The 17,388-nt window shown below is 69.7% G+C and carries 16 protein-coding genes; 14 read left to right on the top strand and 2 right to left on the bottom strand.

All coding sequences use genetic code 11. The features are described 5' to 3' along the window. Window positions 1-36: 36 nt before the first annotated feature. Window positions 37-1,062: an ABC transporter permease gene (locus ACIQI8_RS20370; RefSeq protein ID WP_402352222.1), complete on the bottom strand. Its 1,026-nt coding sequence runs from the start codon at window positions 1,060-1,062 to the stop codon at window positions 37-39. 395 nt (window positions 1,063-1,457) lie between these two features. On the opposite strand from ACIQI8_RS20370, the gene ACIQI8_RS20365 reads away from it, so the two are divergent. Genes ACIQI8_RS20365 through ACIQI8_RS20340 form a run of 6 tightly spaced genes read left to right on the top strand, consistent with a single transcriptional unit; the run spans window position 1,458 to window position 7,268 of the window. Continuing rightward, window positions 1,458-3,092 carry an ABC transporter substrate-binding protein gene (locus tag ACIQI8_RS20365; protein WP_402352219.1) on the top strand — a complete coding sequence of 545 codons (1,635 nt, stop codon included), beginning with the start codon at window positions 1,458-1,460 and terminating at the stop codon, window positions 3,090-3,092. Window positions 3,093-3,098: 6 nt separating this feature from the next. Further along, complete coding sequence (locus ACIQI8_RS20360; RefSeq protein WP_402352216.1) at window positions 3,099-4,022, top strand: ABC transporter permease; 924 nt, start codon at window positions 3,099-3,101, stop codon at window positions 4,020-4,022. Then, a complete protein-coding gene (locus ACIQI8_RS20355) occupies window positions 4,015-4,995 on the top strand; it encodes an ABC transporter permease (protein ID WP_402352213.1) in 981 nt (326 codons plus the stop codon). Before ACIQI8_RS20360 ends, ACIQI8_RS20355 begins: the two co-directional genes overlap by 8 nt. Window positions 4,996-4,999: 4 nt before the next feature. Next, entirely contained in the window at window positions 5,000-5,206 is a 207-nt protein-coding gene (locus ACIQI8_RS20350; RefSeq protein WP_402352211.1) for a hypothetical protein, read from the top strand. Window positions 5,207-5,215: 9 nt separating this feature from the next. After that, complete coding sequence (locus ACIQI8_RS20345; RefSeq protein ID WP_402352208.1) at window positions 5,216-6,190, top strand: ABC transporter ATP-binding protein; 975 nt, start codon at window positions 5,216-5,218, stop codon at window positions 6,188-6,190. Beyond that, window positions 6,183-7,268: an ABC transporter ATP-binding protein gene (locus tag ACIQI8_RS20340; RefSeq protein ID WP_402352205.1), complete on the top strand. Its 1,086-nt coding sequence runs from the start codon at window positions 6,183-6,185 to the stop codon at window positions 7,266-7,268. Before ACIQI8_RS20345 ends, ACIQI8_RS20340 begins: the two co-directional genes overlap by 8 nt. Before the next feature lie 128 nt (window positions 7,269-7,396). Here ACIQI8_RS20340 and ACIQI8_RS20335 read toward each other — a convergent pair whose 3' ends face one another. Next, a complete protein-coding gene (locus tag ACIQI8_RS20335; protein WP_402352202.1) occupies window positions 7,397-9,511 on the bottom strand; it encodes a prolyl oligopeptidase family serine peptidase in 2,115 nt (704 codons plus the stop codon). Window positions 9,512-9,707: 196 nt separating this feature from the next. Between ACIQI8_RS20335 and ACIQI8_RS20330 the strand changes: the two genes are divergently transcribed. The 8 genes from ACIQI8_RS20330 to ACIQI8_RS20295 all read left to right on the top strand — a co-directional run bounded on the left by ACIQI8_RS20330 (window position 9,708) and on the right by ACIQI8_RS20295 (window position 17,322). Further along, a complete protein-coding gene (locus tag ACIQI8_RS20330; RefSeq protein ID WP_402352200.1) occupies window positions 9,708-9,902 on the top strand; it encodes a hypothetical protein in 195 nt (64 codons plus the stop codon). A gap of 46 nt (window positions 9,903-9,948) precedes the next feature. Continuing rightward, on the top strand, window positions 9,949-10,845 hold the full coding sequence (gene mshB / locus ACIQI8_RS20325; protein ID WP_402352197.1) for an N-acetyl-1-D-myo-inositol-2-amino-2-deoxy-alpha-D-glucopyranoside deacetylase: 897 nt from the start codon (window positions 9,949-9,951) through the stop codon (window positions 10,843-10,845). Then, window positions 10,842-11,252, top strand: a complete 411-nt coding sequence (locus ACIQI8_RS20320) for a DUF6113 family protein (protein WP_402352194.1) — start codon at window positions 10,842-10,844, stop codon at window positions 11,250-11,252. Before mshB ends, ACIQI8_RS20320 begins: the two co-directional genes overlap by 4 nt. 155 nt (window positions 11,253-11,407) lie before the next feature. Beyond that, complete coding sequence (locus tag ACIQI8_RS20315; protein ID WP_402352191.1) at window positions 11,408-13,732, top strand: hypothetical protein; 2,325 nt, start codon at window positions 11,408-11,410, stop codon at window positions 13,730-13,732. A 125-nt stretch (window positions 13,733-13,857) separates the two neighbouring features. Then, the gene (locus ACIQI8_RS20310) at window positions 13,858-14,763 is read left to right on the top strand and encodes an ABC transporter ATP-binding protein (RefSeq protein ID WP_402352188.1); all 906 of its coding nucleotides are present in this window, start codon (window positions 13,858-13,860) and stop codon (window positions 14,761-14,763) included. Beyond that, window positions 14,760-15,500: an ABC transporter permease gene (locus ACIQI8_RS20305; RefSeq protein WP_402352185.1), complete on the top strand. Its 741-nt coding sequence runs from the start codon at window positions 14,760-14,762 to the stop codon at window positions 15,498-15,500. Before ACIQI8_RS20310 ends, ACIQI8_RS20305 begins: the two co-directional genes overlap by 4 nt. Then, window positions 15,497-16,711: a sensor histidine kinase gene (locus tag ACIQI8_RS20300; RefSeq protein WP_402352182.1), complete on the top strand. Its 1,215-nt coding sequence runs from the start codon at window positions 15,497-15,499 to the stop codon at window positions 16,709-16,711. The genes ACIQI8_RS20305 and ACIQI8_RS20300 overlap by 4 nt, the downstream gene beginning before the upstream one ends. Continuing rightward, a complete protein-coding gene (locus ACIQI8_RS20295; RefSeq protein ID WP_402352179.1) occupies window positions 16,708-17,322 on the top strand; it encodes a response regulator in 615 nt (204 codons plus the stop codon). The genes ACIQI8_RS20300 and ACIQI8_RS20295 overlap by 4 nt, the downstream gene beginning before the upstream one ends. Window positions 17,323-17,388 lie beyond the last annotated feature (66 nt).

Below are 17,388 nucleotides of genomic sequence, written 5' to 3'. Positions count from 1 at the left end.
CGGACGACATTGACCGGGCCGGGGATGAGAGAGGGGTCAGCGCTTGGACTTCGGGTCGAGCGCGTCGCGCGCCGAGTCGCCGAGCAGGTTGAACGCCAGGACGAAGATCACCATGGAGAGGCCCGGGAAGAGCATGAAGGTGAAGTCCTGGGTGTAGAACTGGGCGCCGCGCTGGATCATGACGCCCCAGTCGGGGGTCGGGTCGATCATGCCGACACCGAGAAAGGCGAAGCCCGCCTCAGCGGTCACGTAGGCCGGGAGCATGAGCGTGGACTGGATGAGGATCGGGGTCCACAGGTTCGGCAGCAGTTCCTTGAAGACGATGCGCGCCGGTGACGCCCCGGTCACCTTGGCGGCCTCGACGAACTCCCGCTCGCGCAGGCCCAGTACCTGGCCGCGCAGCAGGCGGGCGATCGACGCCCAGCCGAAGAACGAGAGCATGACGATGAGCGCGGTCGCCCGCAGCCAGGTCGGGATGTTGTCGTCGGCGGCGACGAACAGGCCGAACACCACCGGCATGAAGGCGATGATGAACAGCGTCGAGGGGATCGACAGCACGATGTCGACGATCCGGCCGACGAGGTAGTCCGTCCTGCCGCCCAGGTAGCCCGCGGTCACGCCGATGACGACGCCGAGGGCGGTCGTGATCAGGGTGGCCGCCAGGGCGATGCCCAGCGAGGTCCGGATGCCGTAGATCAGGAAGGTGAAGACGTCGCGGCCCAGCTGCGGCTCGATGCCGAACCAGAACTGCGAGCTCATGCCGCCGTTGGCGCCCGCCGGGTACGAGAAGGGGTCGAGCAGGCCCGGGTCCTGGCTCGCGTACGTCGTGTACGGGTTCTTGCCGTACAGCTTGGAGATCAGGGGTGCGGCCAGCGCGATCACGAAGAAGAAGATCACGATGACCGCGGATATGACGCCCGTACGGTCCCGTTTGAAGCGGCGCCACGCGAGCTGTCCCGGGGACCTGCTCGCGTTGGCCTTCGAGTCGGGAGAAGTGATCGACTTCTCGAGGCTCTCGTCGGTCACCTCGAGCGGGGCCGTGGATGGAGTTGGGGTGGTCATGGTGCTCCTGGCCCAAGGGAGGGTCTGATGAGACTCCGCAGGGCGCTCCCCTACGGGCTACGCCGGACTTTTTCAACGCAATTCATGCAAGGTCAATAAATTCTCGGTCGAGTTGAGTTTCTCTTTGCAATATTTGCGCCCGCTTGGCCAAGTCGATACTACGCGCGTAGCACTCCGTGATGGTTCCGTGCCTGATTTCCGACTAACTACGCCAAACGGGCATCGAGTTCGATATGCGGACGCGCGTGTATCGAAATGTGTACACGGTGACCATCCGTCGTCCCGGGCGGCCATCCGGATGGCGCGTCCCCCGAACGGTCTCGACTGGTGTGCGGTGCGCCCTTTTTGTGTCGATATTGGCCGGTAACGGATTGGCAGTCTTGAGGAGGCACTCCATGCGTGGAGCCACGCACGCCAAATGGGCCGCAGGCGCGGCGGCGGTCGCACTCGCCGTGACGGGCTGCGGGGGCGGGGGCAGTGACAGCGGCGGCGGTGACGGCAGCGCGGTGCTCAGCTCCTCGTGGGGAGACCCGCAGAACCCGCTGGAGCCGGCCAACACCAACGAGGTGCAGGGCGGCAAGGTGCTCGACATGATCTTCCGCGGGCTGAAGCGGTACAACCCGAAGACGGGCGCCGCCGAGGACATGCTCGCCGACAAGATCGACACCACGGACTCGCAGAACTTCACGGTCACGGTCAAGGACGGCTGGACGTTCAGCAACGGCGAGGCAGTCACCGCCAAGTCCTTCGTCGACGCCTGGAACTACGGCGCGAGCCTGAAGAACAACCAGAAGAACGCGTACTTCTTCCAGTACATCGTGGGCTACGACAAGACCCACCCCGACGACGGCTCCAAGCAGACCGCGGACACCCTCAGCGGCCTCAAGGTCACCGGCGCCAGGACCTTCACCGTCCAGCTGACGCAGAAGTTCTCGACGTTCCCGGACACCCTCGGCTACCCGGCCTTCGCGCCGCTGCCCAAGGCGTTCTACGACAACCACGCGGCCTGGGTGAAGAAGCCGATCGGCAACGGGCCGTACACGGTGAAGTCGTACACCAAGGGCTCGCAGATGTCCCTGCGGACCTGGGCCGACTACCCGGGCACGGACAAGGCGGAGAACGGCGGTGTCGACCTCAAGGTCTACACCGACAACAACACCGCCTACACCGACCTCATGGCCGGCAACCTCGACCTGGTCGACGACGTGCCCGCCGCCCAGCTCAAGAACGTCAAGAACGACCTCGGCGACCGCTATCTGAACACCCCCGCCGGCATCATCCAGACCCTCGCGTTCCCGTACTACGACAAGGACTGGAACAAGAGCGACTCGGACAAGGTCCGCAAGGGCCTGTCCATGGCGATCAACCGCAAGCAGATCACCGACACGATCTTCCAGAAGACCCGCACCCCTGCCACCGACTGGACCTCACCGGTCCTCGGCAAGGAGGGCGGCTTCCAGGACGGGCTGTGCGGGGACGGCTGCGACTACGACCCGACCGAGGCCAAGAAGCTGATCCAGGAGGGCGGCGGACTGCCCAACGGTCAGGTCAAGATCTCGTACAACGCGGACACGGGCTCGCACAAGGAGTGGGTGGACGCGGTGTGCAACTCCATCAACAACGCGCTCGGCAACGACAAGGCGTGCGTGGGCAACCCGGTCGGCACCTTCGCCGACTTCCGCAGCCAGATCACCCAGAAGAAGATGTCGGGGCCCTTCCGGGCCGGCTGGCAGATGGACTACCCGCTGATCCAGAACTTCCTCCAGCCGCTCTACTACACCAACGCCTCCTCCAACGACGGCAAGTGGTCCAACAAGGACTTCGACAAGCTCGTCAACCAGGCCAACACCGAGACCGACACCGGCAAGGCGATCTCGCTCTTCCAGGACGCCGAGAAGGTGGTCCGCGACAACATGGCGGCGATCCCGCTCTGGTACCAGAACGGCAGCGCCGGCTGGTCGGACCGGCTCTCCAACGTCGCGCTCAACCCCTTCAGTGTCCCCGTCTACAACGAGATCAAGGTCAGCTGACCCGCCATGGGGCGCTACGTCGCGAGGCGGCTGCTCCAGATGATCCCGGTGTTCATCGGGGCCACGCTGCTGATCTTCCTGATGGTGAACGTGATGGGCGACCCCATCGCGGGCCTGTGCGGCGACAAGCAGTGCGACCCGGCGACGGCGGCCCAGCTCAGGAAGGAGTTCGGCCTCGACAAGCCGGTCTGGCAGCAGTACCTGACGTACATGGGGAACGTCTTCACCGGTGACTTCGGTACGGCGTTCAACGGGCAGAAGGTCACCGACCTGATGTCGACGGCGTTCCCGGTCACCATCCGGCTCACGATCGTGGCGATCCTCTTCGAGATCGTCATCGGCATCTCGCTCGGGGTCGTCACCGGCCTCAAGCGGGGCCGGCCCGTGGACACCACGGTCCTTCTCCTCACCCTCGTCGTGATCTCCGTCCCCACCTTCGTCACCGGCCTGCTGCTCCAGTTGCTGCTCGGCGTCGAGTGGGGATGGATCAAACCGTCCGTCTCCACGGAGGCGACCTTCGGCGAACTGATCGTGCCGGGGCTGGTGTTGGCCTCCGTCTCCCTGGCCTACGTGACCCGGCTGACCCGCACGTCCATCGCGGAGAACCGGCGCTCGGACTACGTCCGTACGGCGGTGGCCAAGGGCCTGCCCCGCCACCGGGTGATCATCCGCCACCTCCTGCGCAACTCACTCATCCCCGTCGTCACCTTCATCGGCACCGACATCGGCGCCCTGATGGGCGGCGCCATCGTCACCGAGCGGATCTTCAACATCCACGGCGTCGGCTTCCAGCTCTACCAGGGCATCCTGCGGCAGAACACCCAGACCGTCGTCGGCTTCGTGACCGTCCTGGTCCTCGTCTTCCTGGTGGCCAACCTGCTCGTCGACCTCCTCTACGCCGTACTCGACCCGAGGATCCGCTATGCCTGAGCAGCCGCACGATCCCGAACTCGCGATCGCCGGCACCGGCATGGGCGGTCCGATGGACCTCGCGACGAGCGAGGCGGAGACGCTGGACAAGGTGCCGGGCGGCCCCGACGGCACCGGCCCCCAGGAGCGGGCCCGCTCCCTGTGGTCCGACGCCTGGCGCGACCTGCGCCGCAACCCCGTCTTCATCATCTCGGCGCTGGTCATCCTCTTCCTCGTCGTCATCTCCCTGTGGCCCTCCCTGATCGCGTCGGGCAACCCCCTCAAGTGCAACCTCTCCAAGGCCCAGGAGGGCTCCCAGCCGGGCCACCCCTTCGGCTACGACGGCCAGGGCTGCGACGTCTACACCCGCACGGTCTACGGCGCCCGTACGTCCGTCACGGTCGGCGTCCTCGCCACGCTCGGGGTCGCCGTCCTCGGGTCGGTCCTCGGCGGCCTGGCCGGCTTCTTCAGCGGAGCGTGGGACTCGGTCCTGTCCCGCATCACCGACATCTTCTTCGCGATCCCGGTCGTCCTCGGCGGTCTGGTCCTGCTCTCCGTCGTCACCAGCAACACCGTCTGGCCGGTGATCGGCTTCATGGTGCTGCTCGGCTGGCCGCAGATCTCCCGGATCGCCCGGGGCTCGGTGATCACCGCCAAACAGAACGACTACGTGCAGGCCGCCCGCGCGCTGGGCGCCTCCAACTCCCGGATCCTGCTGCGGCACATCGCGCCCAACGCGATCGCCCCGGTGATCGTCGTGGCGACCATCGCGCTCGGCACGTACATCTCCCTGGAGGCGACCCTGTCCTACCTCGGCGTCGGCCTCAAACCGCCCACCGTCTCCTGGGGCATCGACATCTCCGCCGCCTCCACCTACGTCCGCAACGCCCCGCACGCCCTCCTGTGGCCCTCCGGCGCCCTGGCGATCACCGTGCTCGCCTTCATCATGCTCGGCGACGCGGTCCGCGACGCCCTCGATCCGAAGTTGAGGTGACGGCGTGACGGTGCTGGAGGAGTGCGGGGTGGGGGCGGGATTGCGGGTCCCTGTGCGGGATCCGGCGGGGAGGGGTGGCCGTGCGGTGGACGCGGATGTGCCGGCCGCCTCGCCCACCCGGAGGCCCTCGGCCGTGCCGGTGGTCGCCGTGTCCGCGTTCATCATGCTCGGCGACGCGGTCCGCGACGCCCTCGATCCGAAGTTGAGGTGAGTCGGCGTCATGCTGCTCGAAGTGCGTGACCTGCACGTGGAGTTCAGGACCAGGGACGGGGTCGCCAAGGCCGTCAACGGGGTGAACTACGGGGTGGACGCGGGGGAGACCCTTGCCGTGCTCGGCGAGTCCGGGTCCGGCAAGTCCGTCACCGCGCAGGCCGTGATGGGGATCCTCGACATGCCGCCCGGGAAGATCACCGGGGGTGAGATCCTCTTCCAGGGCAAGGACCTGCTGAAGCTGAAGGAGGAGGAGCGCAGGAAGGTCCGCGGCGCCGAGATGGCGATGATCTTCCAGGACGCGCTGTCCTCCCTCAACCCCGTGCTCTCCGTGGGCGACCAGCTCGGCGAGATGTTCATCGTGCACAGGGGGATGTCCCGCAAGGACGCCCGCGCCAAAGCCGTCGAGCTGATGGACCGCGTCCGCATCCCGGCCGCCAAGGAGCGCGTCCGCGACTACCCCCACCAGTTCTCCGGCGGGATGCGCCAGCGCATCATGATCGCCATGGCGCTCGCCCTGGAGCCGGCGCTCATCATCGCCGACGAACCCACCACCGCCCTCGACGTCACCGTGCAGGCCCAGGTCATGGACCTGCTGGCCGAGTTGCAGCGCGAACTGCACATGGGGCTCATCCTCATCACCCACGACCTCGGCGTGGTCGCCGACGTCGCCGACCGGATCGCGGTGATGTACGCGGGCCGGATCGTCGAGCAGGCGCCGGTGCACGACATCTACAAGGCGCCCGCGCACCCGTACACCAAGGGCCTGTTGGAGTCGATCCCGCGGCTCGACCAGAAGGGCCAGGAGCTCTACGCCATCAAGGGACTGCCGCCCAACCTCATGAACATCCCGCCCGGCTGCGCCTTCAACCCCCGCTGCCCGATGGCCCAGGACGTGTGCCGCACGGACGTACCGCCCCTGTACGAGGTGGACGACCAGCGGGTGAGCGCCTGTCACTTCTGGAGGGAGTGCCTCAATGGCTGAGTCGATCCTGGAAGTGAACGGCCTGGTCAAGCACTATCCGCTGACCCAGGGCATCCTCTTCAAGAAGCAGATCGGTGCCGTCAAGGCCGTCGACGGCGTCGACTTCGCGCTCGGCAGGGGCGAGACCCTCGGCATCGTCGGCGAGTCCGGCTGCGGCAAGTCGACGGTCGCCAAGATGCTGGTCAACCTGGAGAAGCCGACGGCCGGTTCGATCAAGTACAAGGGCGAGGACCTCACCACCCTGTCCGGCCGCGCCCTCAGAACCGTACGGCGCAACATCCAGATGGTCTTCCAGGACCCGTACACCTCCCTCAACCCCCGTATGACGGTTGGCGACATCATCGGGGAGCCCTACGAGATCCACCCCGAGGTGGCCCCCAAGGGCGACCGGCGCAAGAAGGTCCAGGACCTGCTGGACGTGGTCGGTCTCAACCCCGAGTACATCAACCGCTATCCGCACCAGTTCTCCGGCGGCCAGCGCCAACGCATCGGCATCGCCCGCGGGTTGGCACTGCGCCCCGAGATCATCGTGGCCGACGAACCGGTCTCCGCCCTCGACGTCTCCGTGCAGGCCCAGGTGATCAACCTGCTCGACCGGCTGCAGACCGAGTTCGAGCTGTCGTACCTCTTCATCGCCCACGACCTGTCCATCGTCCGGCACATCTCGGACCGCGTCGGCGTGATGTACCTCGGCCGGATCGTGGAGATCGGCAAGGACGCCGAGATCTACGACCATCCCACGCACCCCTACACCCAGGCGCTGCTGTCCGCCGTCCCCGTGCCCGACCCGGAGGCCCGCGAGCACCGGGAGCGGATCATCCTCGTGGGTGACGTGCCGTCACCGACGAACGTCCCCTCCGGCTGCCGCTTCCGCACCAGGTGCTGGAAGGCCCGGGAGCGCTGCGAGTTGGAGGTGCCGCTGCTCGCGGTGCCGGCGGAGTTCCGGCTCATGAGCGGTCCCGCCGCGCACGACTCGGCCTGTCACTTCGCGGAGGAGAAGCAGGTCGTGCCGACGGAGGAGCCGACCGACGAGGCGGGGCAGGAGAAGTCGGGAGAGGACGGCAACGGGCCGGGATGACATGGCGCATCCCGGCCCGTTTACGGCACCCGCACGGCCGTACGCTGTTCAGACTGGCGCGTCCGTATATCGGTACCGCTTCCGCGAAGTTGCCTGCGTGTAAACACGATTCGCGGGCATTTGTGCGGTTATTTCAATGATCGTTTGAGGAAGTCCAGCTGAAGCAGGAGCAGATTCTCGGCGACCTCTTCCTGCGGGGTCATGTGGGTCACCCCGGACAGCGGGAGCACCTCGTGCGGGCGGCCGGCGGCCAGCAGGGCGGAGGACAGGCGCAGTGAGTGGGCGACCACGACGTTGTCGTCCACCAGGCCGTGGACGATCATCATCGGGCGGTGCGGCTCGGCCGCGTCGACCAACCCCTCGTCGTGGACGACCGAGTTGCGACGGTAGACCTCCGGCTGCTCGCCCGGGTGACCGATGTACCGCTCCTGGTAGTGGGTGTCGTACAGGCGCAGATCGGTGACCGGGGCGCCCACCACCGCCGCGTGGAAGACGTCGGGGCGGCGCAGCGCCGCGAGCGCCGCCAGGTAGCCGCCGAAGGACCAGCCGCGGATCGCGACCCGGCTCAGGTCGAGCGGGAAGTCGGCGGCGAGCGCCTGGAGCGCGTCGACCTGGTCCTGCACGACGACGGCCGCGAGTTCGTCCCGCACCGCCTTCTCCCACGCGGGGGAGCGGCCCGGTGTGCCCCGCCCGTCGGCCACGACCACCGCGAACCCCTGGTCGGCGAACCACTGCGAGGTCAGATACGGATTGCGCGCGGCGACCACCCGCTGACCGTGCGGGCCACCGTAGGGGTCGAGCAGGACCGGCAGGGAGGTGTCACCGGCGTAGTCACGCGGCAAGAGCACGGCGCACGGGATTCGTCGTGCGCCCCCCTCGACAAGCGTCACACGCGGGGACAAACCAGGATCTTCGGCGTACGAGGTCACGGTCGCGAACTGCTTGCCGTCCCGCAGCAGTCGGACCTGCGCGCCCGGGTGGTCGAGCGAGGCGGACACCAGCACGGTCACGCCCCCGGCGCGCACCGCCGTGTGCACGCCGGGTTCCTGCGACAACCGCTCCACACCGAGTTCGCTGACGCGGTAGACGTGCACCTCGCCGATCTCGGGCGCTTCGGCCTCCGCGCCCGCCGACGCCGAGACCAGCACGTCGTCGTCCCCGACCGCCAGCACCGCGCGCACGTGCAACTGCGGTCCGGTCAGCGGGCGTTCACCGACCGCGAGCACCCGCGCGCCACCCTCGTCGGCGATCCGCACGAGCCGTCCCGAGGGACTCCAGCAGGGCACACCGGGGAAAAGATCAAGCCAAATTGGATCTTCGTCCGCGTGCACCAGACGGGTCTCTCCCGTCTCCGGATCCACCGCCAGGTACAGCTGACTGCGCTGGTCGCGCGCCTGTACGAGGAGCAGTGGCGCACCCGCCTCTGACCAGTGCACATGCGCCAGATACGGATAGCGCGCCCGGTCCCAGACGACCTCCGTGCGAGCCCCGTCCAGGCCGATCACGAACAGCCGCACGTCCGCGTTGGCGGTGCCCGCCGCCGGATACGGGACGTGCTGTGGATCACGTTCGGGATGCGCAGGGTCGGAGATCCACCAGCGCTGCACGGGCGTGTCGTCCACGCGCGCGACCAGCAGCCGGTCGGACTCGGGCGACCACCAGAAACCGCGCTGACGCTGCATCTCCTCGGCCGCGATGAACTCGGCAAGGCCATAGGTGATGTTCGCCGACTCCGGCTCGGCGAGGGCCCGTTCACCCTCGCCCTCGGCGCCCACGATCCGCAGGGCGCCCCCGGCCACGTAGGCGACATGCCGTCCGTCGGGGGCCGGGCGCGGGTCGATCACCGGTCCGGGGACGGTGAGTTCACGTGCCGTGCCGGCCCGCAGCTCGGCCGTGAACAGCCGCCCCGACAAGGCGAAAGCGGCCAGCTCGACGGTCGCGTCGGTGGCGTAGCCGACGATGCCGGCGCCGCCCTCGCGAGCGCGTTCGCGGCGGGCGCGCTCCTGCGGGGAGAGATCCTCCGCGGCTCCGTCCAGCAGGGCGCGCGGGTCCGCCGCCACGCGCTCCCCGCCGTCCGTCGGATCCAGCACCCACAGTGAATTCGCCCTGTCCGTACCGGAGGTGGAGCGCAGGAACACGACCCGCGAACCGTCGGGCGCCACCGAGAACGCGCGCGGCGCGCCGAGCGTGAAGCGCTGGGTGCGGGCGTGCCGGCGGGGGAAAGAGTCGGACGTCGTCGTCATGCTCCGACCATATTGGCCATGCGCCCCCTTGTGCGGCCGTGCGCCGATCGATGCGCGCGTGTGGATAGTTATGATCACTGACGCATGGTGGGTATGAATCCGCTGGCTGACGTATGGATTTATCTGCTGGATTCATCTGCCCCTTGGTCCGACTGGTCCGACCCCGCGTACTTGGGATCTTTGGAGGTGAGCCGCCGTGGCACTTTCGATTTCGGCGGTGGTGCTGCTGGCGATCATCGTCTTCCTGTTGGTCAAGAAGTCAGGTCTGAAGGGCGGGCACGCCGTGGTGTGCGTCCTCCTCGGCTTCTACCTCGCCTCCTCGACCGTCGCTCCCACCATCAGCGAGCTGACGACGAACATCGCGGGGATGATCGGCAGCCTCAAGTTCTGACCCGGGCCGCGCCGGGCTCGTCGGTGGCGCCTCGTAGGGTGGCTCCATGACGGAACTGCCCGCTCGGCGTCTGCTCCTGGTGCACGCGCACCCGGACGACGAGTCGATCAACAACGGCGCGACCATGGCCCGGTACGCGGCCGAGGGTGCCCACGTGACTCTGGTCACCTGCACTCTCGGCGAGCTCGGCGAGGTCATCCCGCCGCAGCTGCGACACCTGACCGGTGCCGCCCTGGGGGAGTACCGCCGGGGCGAGCTCGCGGCGGCCCTGGGTGCGCTCGGCGTCGAGGACTTCCGTCAACTCGGCGGCCCCGGACGCTACCGCGACTCCGGAATGATGGGCCTCGCCGACAACGACGACCCGGCCGCCTTCTGGCAGGCCGACCTCGACGAAGCCGCAGGACACCTCGTCCAGGTGATCCTGGAGGTACGCCCCCAGGTCCTCGTCACCTACGACGAGCACGGCGGCTACGGCCACCCCGACCACATCCAGGCCCACCGCGTCGCCATGCGCGCCGCCGAGCTGGCCGCCGACGCCGGCTGGCGGATCCCCAAGGTCTACTGGAACCGCGTGCCGCGCTCGGTCGCCGAGGCCGCGTTCGCCCGCCTCTCCGGCGCCCTGCTCGGCCTGCCCTTCGCCAAGTCCGCCGCCGTCGACGACGTGCCGGGCGTGGTGGCCGACGAGCTGATCACCACCGAGATCGACGGCATCGCGTACGCCTCCGCCAAGGCCGCCGCGATGCGCGCGCACGCGACCCAGATCGCCGTCGCGGAACCGTACTTCGCGCTCTCCAACGAGCTGGCGCAACCGCTCTTCACGACTGAGTACTACGAACTCGTGCGGGGGCCCGGGGGCGCTGAGCGGGCTTCCGGTGCGGAAGGTGCTTTCGGCGGGCGCGAGACCGATCTGTTCGCCGGCATCGGCACCGAGGAGGCGTCATGAGCGACCGGGGTTCCATGCTCGCCCAGCCCTTGCAGCGGCCCTCCCTGGGGCGGGCGCTCCTCTACGCGGGGCTGTTCGTGCTCGGTGCGGTCGTCGGGGGTGCCGGGGCGCTGGTGCAGTCCGGCTGGTTCCCGGGCGGACTGCTGCTCGCGCTCGTCGGCGAGGCCGGGCTCTGTCTCGGCGGCGGCTGGGCGATCGGCGGCCGGGGCGGGGCGATCGCGCCCGCCGCCGGCTGGATGGTCTCCGTCATCCTGCTCACCGCGAGCAGACCCGAGGGCGACTTCCTGTTCGCCGCGGGAGGTGGCTCTTATCTCTTCCTCCTCGGAGGGATGGCCGTCGCTGTGATCTGCGCCACCCTTGGACAAGGGCGGCAACCAGGCGCCCGTGACGTCCGACTTGGCAAGTGACGTACCACTTCGCCGTTAAGGGCGCGTGCAAGTGCCGTGTGGGTTTACTCGGCGGTCGCGGGATACGCGCCAGACGTGGCCAGTATGGTGGTGCGCGCCGCCGAGCCGCCCGCTGAGGTTGTGTCGGGCGGCGGAGCCAACCGGGAGAACCTGCCTTGAGTCGTGAAACTGACACTCCGTCCTCCGGGCCCAACGGGCGCGGCGGGGCCGCCTACCCGTCGGGTACGCCGCCGTACGGGACCCCCGCGGTTCCCGACGCCGGTACGGACGCGGGTCGTTCGGCCGCGCAGCCGGAGGAACGCAAGACCGAGACCACGCTGACGACCCGGATCCGGATCAACATCCCCGGGTCGCGGCCCATTCCGCCGGTCGTCGTACGGACGCCCGTCACGGACGCGGACGCCTCCGACGGCAGCGCTGCGGAGGCCGAGGCTCCGGCGCCGCCCGCCACGCCGTCCATGGGCTCTCCCGAGCTGCCCTCAGGACCGGGGGGACCCGGTGGACAGGGCGGTTCGGGCGGGGAGAAGACGAGCGACTGGTTCGCGCCCCGCAAGTCCTCGGCGGGCAAACCCGATCCGGGCACCGGTGCCACCAACGGCGCCGGAATCCCGGGCGGTTCGGCCGCCCCCGCCACGCCTCCCGCGGGCACCCCGACCCCCGGCGCCCGTCCAGGCGCCGGTCGTCCCGGCGGTGTCGTCGGCTCCATGAGCGTGCCGGGCGGCTCCCGCCCGGGCGGCGCGAGCGGCGGTCGGCCCGGCGGGACCAACGGCTCGGGGCTCACCGGCGCGACCGGCGGCCCGGTGGCCCCCGGACACGGCGGCGGCACCGGTTCCTTCGACGTCACCGAGGCGCTGGCCGCGGGACCGCTGGGCCCCGGCTCGCGTCCCGGCGGCGGCGAACCGCGGCGCGCCGAGCTGCCCTACTTCTCCGAGGGCGACCAGCAGGGCGGCCCAGGCGCCCAGGGCGGCTATGGCGGCCCCGGTGGCGCGAGCGGCTTCAACGGACCGGGCGGCCCCGGCGGCCAGGGCGGCGGCCCGCACGGCCCCGCGGGACCGACCGGCGGTCCGGTCACCGGCGACGGGCCGATGGCCCCGCCGATGGGCGGCGGCCCGGGCGGCCCCACCGGCCAGGGCGGCTACGGCAGCCCGGGCGACCCGCACGACTTCTCGGCGCCCGGCGGCCCCGGTGCTCCCGGCGGCCCCGGCGGTCCTGGTGGCATGGGCGCTCCCGGCACGGGTCCCGGAGCCGGACCGCGCGGGCTCGGTCCCGGCGGCGGTCTGAGCGACGACACCGCGATCCTCACCCCGCAGATTCCCGCCTCCGCGCGGACCCCGCAGAGCTACCCGAACCCCGACAACGTCTCCGGGCACACCGTCACCAGCGGCATCCCGGTCGTCCCGTCCGGCCAGGGCGCGCCCTTCGGACCGGGCGCCCACACCGACGGGCCGCTGCCGCACACGCCCCCGAAGCTGCCCGAGCCGGTCTCGCAGGACGTGCCGGCCGCGGCGTCGAGCAAGGCGGGCAAGAAAAAGAAGAAGGGGCGCAGCAAGCTGGTGCTCCTCGTCGTCGCCCTGTTCGTCATCGGCGGCGGTGCCTACGGCGCCGGCCTGCTGATGAACCACACCGACGTGCCCAAGGGCTCGACCGTGCTGGGCGTCGACATCGGCGGCGGCACCCGCGACGACGCCGTCAAGAAGCTCGACGAGGCCTTTGGCGACCGCGTGAACAAGCCGCTGAAGCTGTCGGTCGGCGGCAGCACGGTCTCGCTCACGCCGGACCAGGCGGGCCTGCAGTTCGACGAGCAGGCCACGGTCGCCGCGGCCGCGCAGAGCGACTACAACCCGGTCTCCGTCGTCGGCTCCCTCTTCGGCAACCACCGGATCATCGCCCCGGTCATGCCGGTCGACGAGGAGAAGCTGACCGCCGCCCTCCAGGACGCGGCCGGCGGCGCCGGTTCCGTGACCGAGGGCACGATCGAGTTCAAGTCCGGCAAGCCGGTCGCCGTCTACGGCAAGGCGGGCAAGGGCATCGACGCCGCGAAGTCGATCGACGCCGTCGTGCAGGCTTACCGCACCCAGGTGGAGACCAACACGACCACACCGGTCACGGTCGCGACCACCACCCGACAGCCGACCATCTCGAACGCCGAGGTCGACCGCGAGATGAAGGACTTCGCGGAGCCGGCGATGTCCGCGAAGGTCTTCGTGCAGACCGACGCGACGCACAGCATCCCGTTCGGTTCCCTGTCCCTGCCGAAGATCCTCGGCTTCAAGGCGGTGGACGGCAAGCTGGTGGAGACGTACGACCTGGACGCGCTCAAGGAGGCGTACGGCACCACCTTCGACGGCGTACTGATCACCCGGGGCACCGGCCAGAAGACGGCCGTCACTCCCCAGGACGTCGCCGGCGCGCTGCGCAAGGCGCTGGTCGGCAAGACGGCGGAGGAGCGCATCGGGGTCATCGACACGAACCCCAGCTGACGTCGACTTCGAAGGGGGCGCCCGGTGATTGCCGGGCGCCCCCTTCGTCGTATGACATCTGTCATCCGGCACTCAGGACCGCCGACACTGACGGGTGAAAAGGCCGGCGGGCCATTCTGGATCACATGACAACGACAGTGGTCGGGTTCGACCAGGTGAGCAAGGTCTACGGGGACGTGCGGGCGGTGGACGGGCTGACGCTCGCTCTGCACCCGGGGGAGACGGTGGCCCTGCTGGGGCCGAACGGGGCCGGCAAGTCGACGACCCTCGATCTGCTGCTGGGGCTGAGGCAGGCCGACAGTGGCTCGGTGCGGGTGTTCGGGTCCAGTCCGCGTGAGGCCATCGTCGCCGGACGGGTGGGCGCGATGCTGCAGAGCGGCGGGCTGATGGACGAGGTGACCGTCGCCGAGCTGGTCCGGCTCGCCTGCGATCTGCACCCCAAGGCGTACCCGCTGAGCGACGTGCTGGCCCGTGCCGACATCGCGCAGATCGCCGACCGCAAGGTCAACAAGCTCTCCGGCGGCCAGGCCCAGCGCGTCCGCTTCGCCCTCGCCACCGCGGGCGACAGCGATCTGATCGTGCTGGACGAGCCGACCACCGGCATGGACGTCTCCGCCCGCCAGGCCTTCTGGGCCACCATGCGCGAGCAGGCGGACCAGGGCCGCACGGTCCTGTTCGCCACGCACTACCTGGAGGAGGCCGACGCGATCGCGGACCGCGTGCTGGTCCTGCACCGCGGCCGGCTCCTCGCCGACGGCACCGCCGCCGAGATCAAGGCGAAGGCGGGCGCGCGCAAGGTCGCCTTCGACCTGGAGGGCGAGATCGACGAGGCCGCGATCCGGGAACTGCCGTTCCTCACCTCGGTCGACATTTCCGGTCAGACCGTCCGCATCCAGTCCACCGACGCCGACGCGACCGTCCACGCCCTCTACGGCCTCGGCGTCTACCCCCGCAACCTCGAAGTCGCCGGGCTCGGCCTGGAGCAGGCGTTCGTGGCCATCACCGCCGCCGAGGAGGCGAAGTCGAAGTGAACAGCCTGATCAAGCTGGAACTCACCCGCGCCCTGCGCAACCGCAAGTTCCTGTTCTTCTCCGTGATCTACCCCTCGGCCCTGTTCCTGCTGATCGCGGGCAGCGCGAGCAGCACGGACAAGGTCGACGGCACGGGCCTGACCGTGGCGACGTACATGATGGTCTCCATGGCCTCCTTCGGTGCCCTGACCGCCGTCCTGATGGGCAACAGCGAGCGCATCGCCAAGGAGCGGGAGAGCGGCTGGGTACGGCAGCTGCGGCTGACCCCGCTGCCGGGGCGCGGTTATGTGATCGCGAAGACCGCGAGCGCGGCCGTGGTCAGCCTGCCGTCGATCGTGATCGTCTTCCTGGTCGCGGCCGCGGTGAAGGACGTACGCCTGGACGCCTGGCAGTGGCTCGCGCTCACCGGCGCGATCTGGGCCGGCAGCCTGGTCTTCGCCGCGCTCGGCGTGGCCATCGGCTACCTGGCCACCGGAGACGCGGTCCGCCCGATCACGATGATCACCTACTTCGGCCTGTCCCTGCTGGGCGGTCTGTGGATGCCCGCGACGACGTTCCCGCAGTGGCTGCAGGACATCGCGAAGTGGCTGCCCACGCACGCGTACGCTGCCCTGGGGCAGGCGATCGAGCGGAGCCAGTCCCCGAGTTCGAAGGACGTCGCCCTCCTCGTCGTCTACTTCGCCCTGTTCGCGGGCGGCGCGGCATGGCTGTACCGGAAGGACACGCTGAAGGCGTGAGCGCGATGACGGAAGATCTGCGGTCGGACGAGGAAGCCCGGGCGGACCGGCTGGTGCGGATCGGCCGGCCGCCCCGCAACCGGGGCGAGGCGATCCGCAAACTGGTGTGGGTCCTGCCGTGGCTGGTCTTCCTCAGCGCCCCCGTGCAGGACCTGCTGGCCGACCACCACACCACCGCGGCCACGATCGTCGGCTGGGTGGGCCTGGTGAGCTTCACCGGGATCTACCTGGCCGTCGTCTTCCGCACCATGGGCCGCCCCTACGCGGGCTGGTTCATCGCGGCCCTCGTGGCGACCATGTGGGTCCTGGCCGTCACCCTGTCCCTCTCCCTCGGCAGCCACTGGCTGGGCCTCTACGTCTACGTCTCCGTCACCTGCGGGATCACCCTCCCCCTGCGCGCCGCGTACTGGACGATCCCGCTCACCACCGCCGCGATGATGCTGACCGGCTGGTACGTCGACGACCTGGACGACGCCTGGGGCCTGTTCCTGATCGTGCTCCTGGTCGGCTACTCGATGACAGGCGTACGCCAACTGGTGCGTACGACAGTGGAGTTGCGCAAGGCACGCGCCACCGTCGCCCAGCTCGCCGCCAACGAGGAGCGGTTGCGCCTGGCCCGGGACCTGCACGACCTGCTCGGCCACTCCCTCTCGCTGATCACGCTGAAGAGCGAGCTGGCGGGCCGGATGCTCCCCGGCCAGCCCGAGAAGGCGGCCCAGCAGGTCGCCGACATCGAACAGGTCAGCCGGCAGGCCCTGGTCGACGTCCGGGAGGCCGTCACCGGCTACCGCCGCCCGCGCCTGGCCGCCGAACTGGCGGGCGCGCAGGTCGCGTTGACCGCGGCCGGCGTCACCGCCGAACTCCCCGACGAAACCGCCCTCGACCTCACCGGTGTCCCCGAGGAGAGCCAGTCGGCCCTGGCCTGGGCACTGCGCGAGGCGATCACCAACGTCGTCCGGCACAGCGGCGCCCGGCGCTGCACGGTGGAGCTGCTCGCCCGCCAGACCCTGGGCGGCCCGGTACTGGAACTCACCGTCGAGGACAACGGCTCCGGCGGCTCGGGCAAGGGCCCCGGCAACGGTCTGACGGGCCTGGCGGAACGCCTGGAGAAGACAGGCGGCACCCTGGAGACCGCCGGCACCAAGCAGGGCTTCCGCCTGGTCGTCCGCGTGCCCGCGGGCACCCCGGCGGACGTAGGATCCGGGGCATGAGCCGAACGATCAAGGTCCTGCTCGCCGAGGACCAGTCGATGGTCCGCGAGGCGCTGGCCGCCCTGCTCGGTCTGGAGGACGACATCGAGGTCGTCGCCCAAGTGGCGCGCGGCGACGAGGTCCTGGCCGCGGTCCGCGAACACGCCGTGGACGTGGCCCTGTTGGACATCGAGATGCCCGGCTGCACCGGCATCGAGGCGGCGGCCGCCGTACGCAAGGAACTCCCGTCCGTGAAGCTGGTCGTCCTCACCACCTTCGGCCGCCCCGGCTACCTCCGCAGCGCGATGGAGGCCGGCGCGGACGCCTTCCTCGTCAAGGACGCGCCCGCGGCCCAACTCGCCCAAGCGGTACGCAAGGTCCTCGACGGCGACCGAGTGATCGACCCCACGCTCGCGGCTGCCGCCTTGGCCGACGGAGCGAACCCTCTGACCGAGCGGGAACGGGAGGTACTCCGCGCGGCAGCGGACGGCTCCACGAACGCGGAGTTGGCGTCCGCCCTGCATCTGTCCCAGGGCACGGTCCGAAATTACCTTTCAACGGCAATCCAGAAGCTGGCGGTACGGAACAGGGCGGAGGCGGTACGCATCGCAAGGGAGAAGGGCTGGCTGTAGTTGGGGGGATTGGAAGGGCTGGCTTCGAACGCCGTCAGGGCAGCCGGCCCAGGGGCGCGGGGCTGT

It is taken from the genome of Streptomyces sp. NPDC092369 (assembly GCF_044755245.1).
Lineage (GTDB): Bacteria > Actinomycetota > Actinomycetes > Streptomycetales > Streptomycetaceae > Streptomyces.
Note: the sequence above shows the minus strand (reverse complement) of the source record. Positions and strands in the feature narration are given on the sequence as shown.

Bases quoted from the DNA above. Each gene is read 5' to 3' on its own strand.
- ACIQI8_RS20295 (WP_402352179.1), top strand. From the start codon at position 16,708: ATGAGCCGAACGATCAAGGTCCTGCTCGCCGAGGACCAGTCGATGGTC.
- ACIQI8_RS20310 (WP_402352188.1), top strand. From the start codon at position 13,858: ATGACAACGACAGTGGTCGGGTTCGACCAGGTGAGCAAGGTCTACGGG.
- ACIQI8_RS20355 (WP_402352213.1), top strand. From the start codon at position 4,015: ATGCCTGAGCAGCCGCACGATCCCGAACTCGCGATCGCCGGCACCGGC.
- ACIQI8_RS20340 (WP_402352205.1), top strand. From the start codon at position 6,183: ATGGCTGAGTCGATCCTGGAAGTGAACGGCCTGGTCAAGCACTATCCG.
- ACIQI8_RS20365 (WP_402352219.1), top strand. From the start codon at position 1,458: ATGCGTGGAGCCACGCACGCCAAATGGGCCGCAGGCGCGGCGGCGGTC.
- ACIQI8_RS20335 (WP_402352202.1), bottom strand. From the start codon at position 9,511: ATGACGACGACGTCCGACTCTTTCCCCCGCCGGCACGCCCGCACCCAG.
- mshB (WP_402352197.1), top strand. From the start codon at position 9,949: ATGACGGAACTGCCCGCTCGGCGTCTGCTCCTGGTGCACGCGCACCCG.
- ACIQI8_RS20320 (WP_402352194.1), top strand. From the start codon at position 10,842: ATGAGCGACCGGGGTTCCATGCTCGCCCAGCCCTTGCAGCGGCCCTCC.
- ACIQI8_RS20370 (WP_402352222.1), bottom strand. From the start codon at position 1,062: ATGACCACCCCAACTCCATCCACGGCCCCGCTCGAGGTGACCGACGAG.
- ACIQI8_RS20360 (WP_402352216.1), top strand. From the start codon at position 3,099: ATGGGGCGCTACGTCGCGAGGCGGCTGCTCCAGATGATCCCGGTGTTC.
- ACIQI8_RS20345 (WP_402352208.1), top strand. From the start codon at position 5,216: ATGCTGCTCGAAGTGCGTGACCTGCACGTGGAGTTCAGGACCAGGGAC.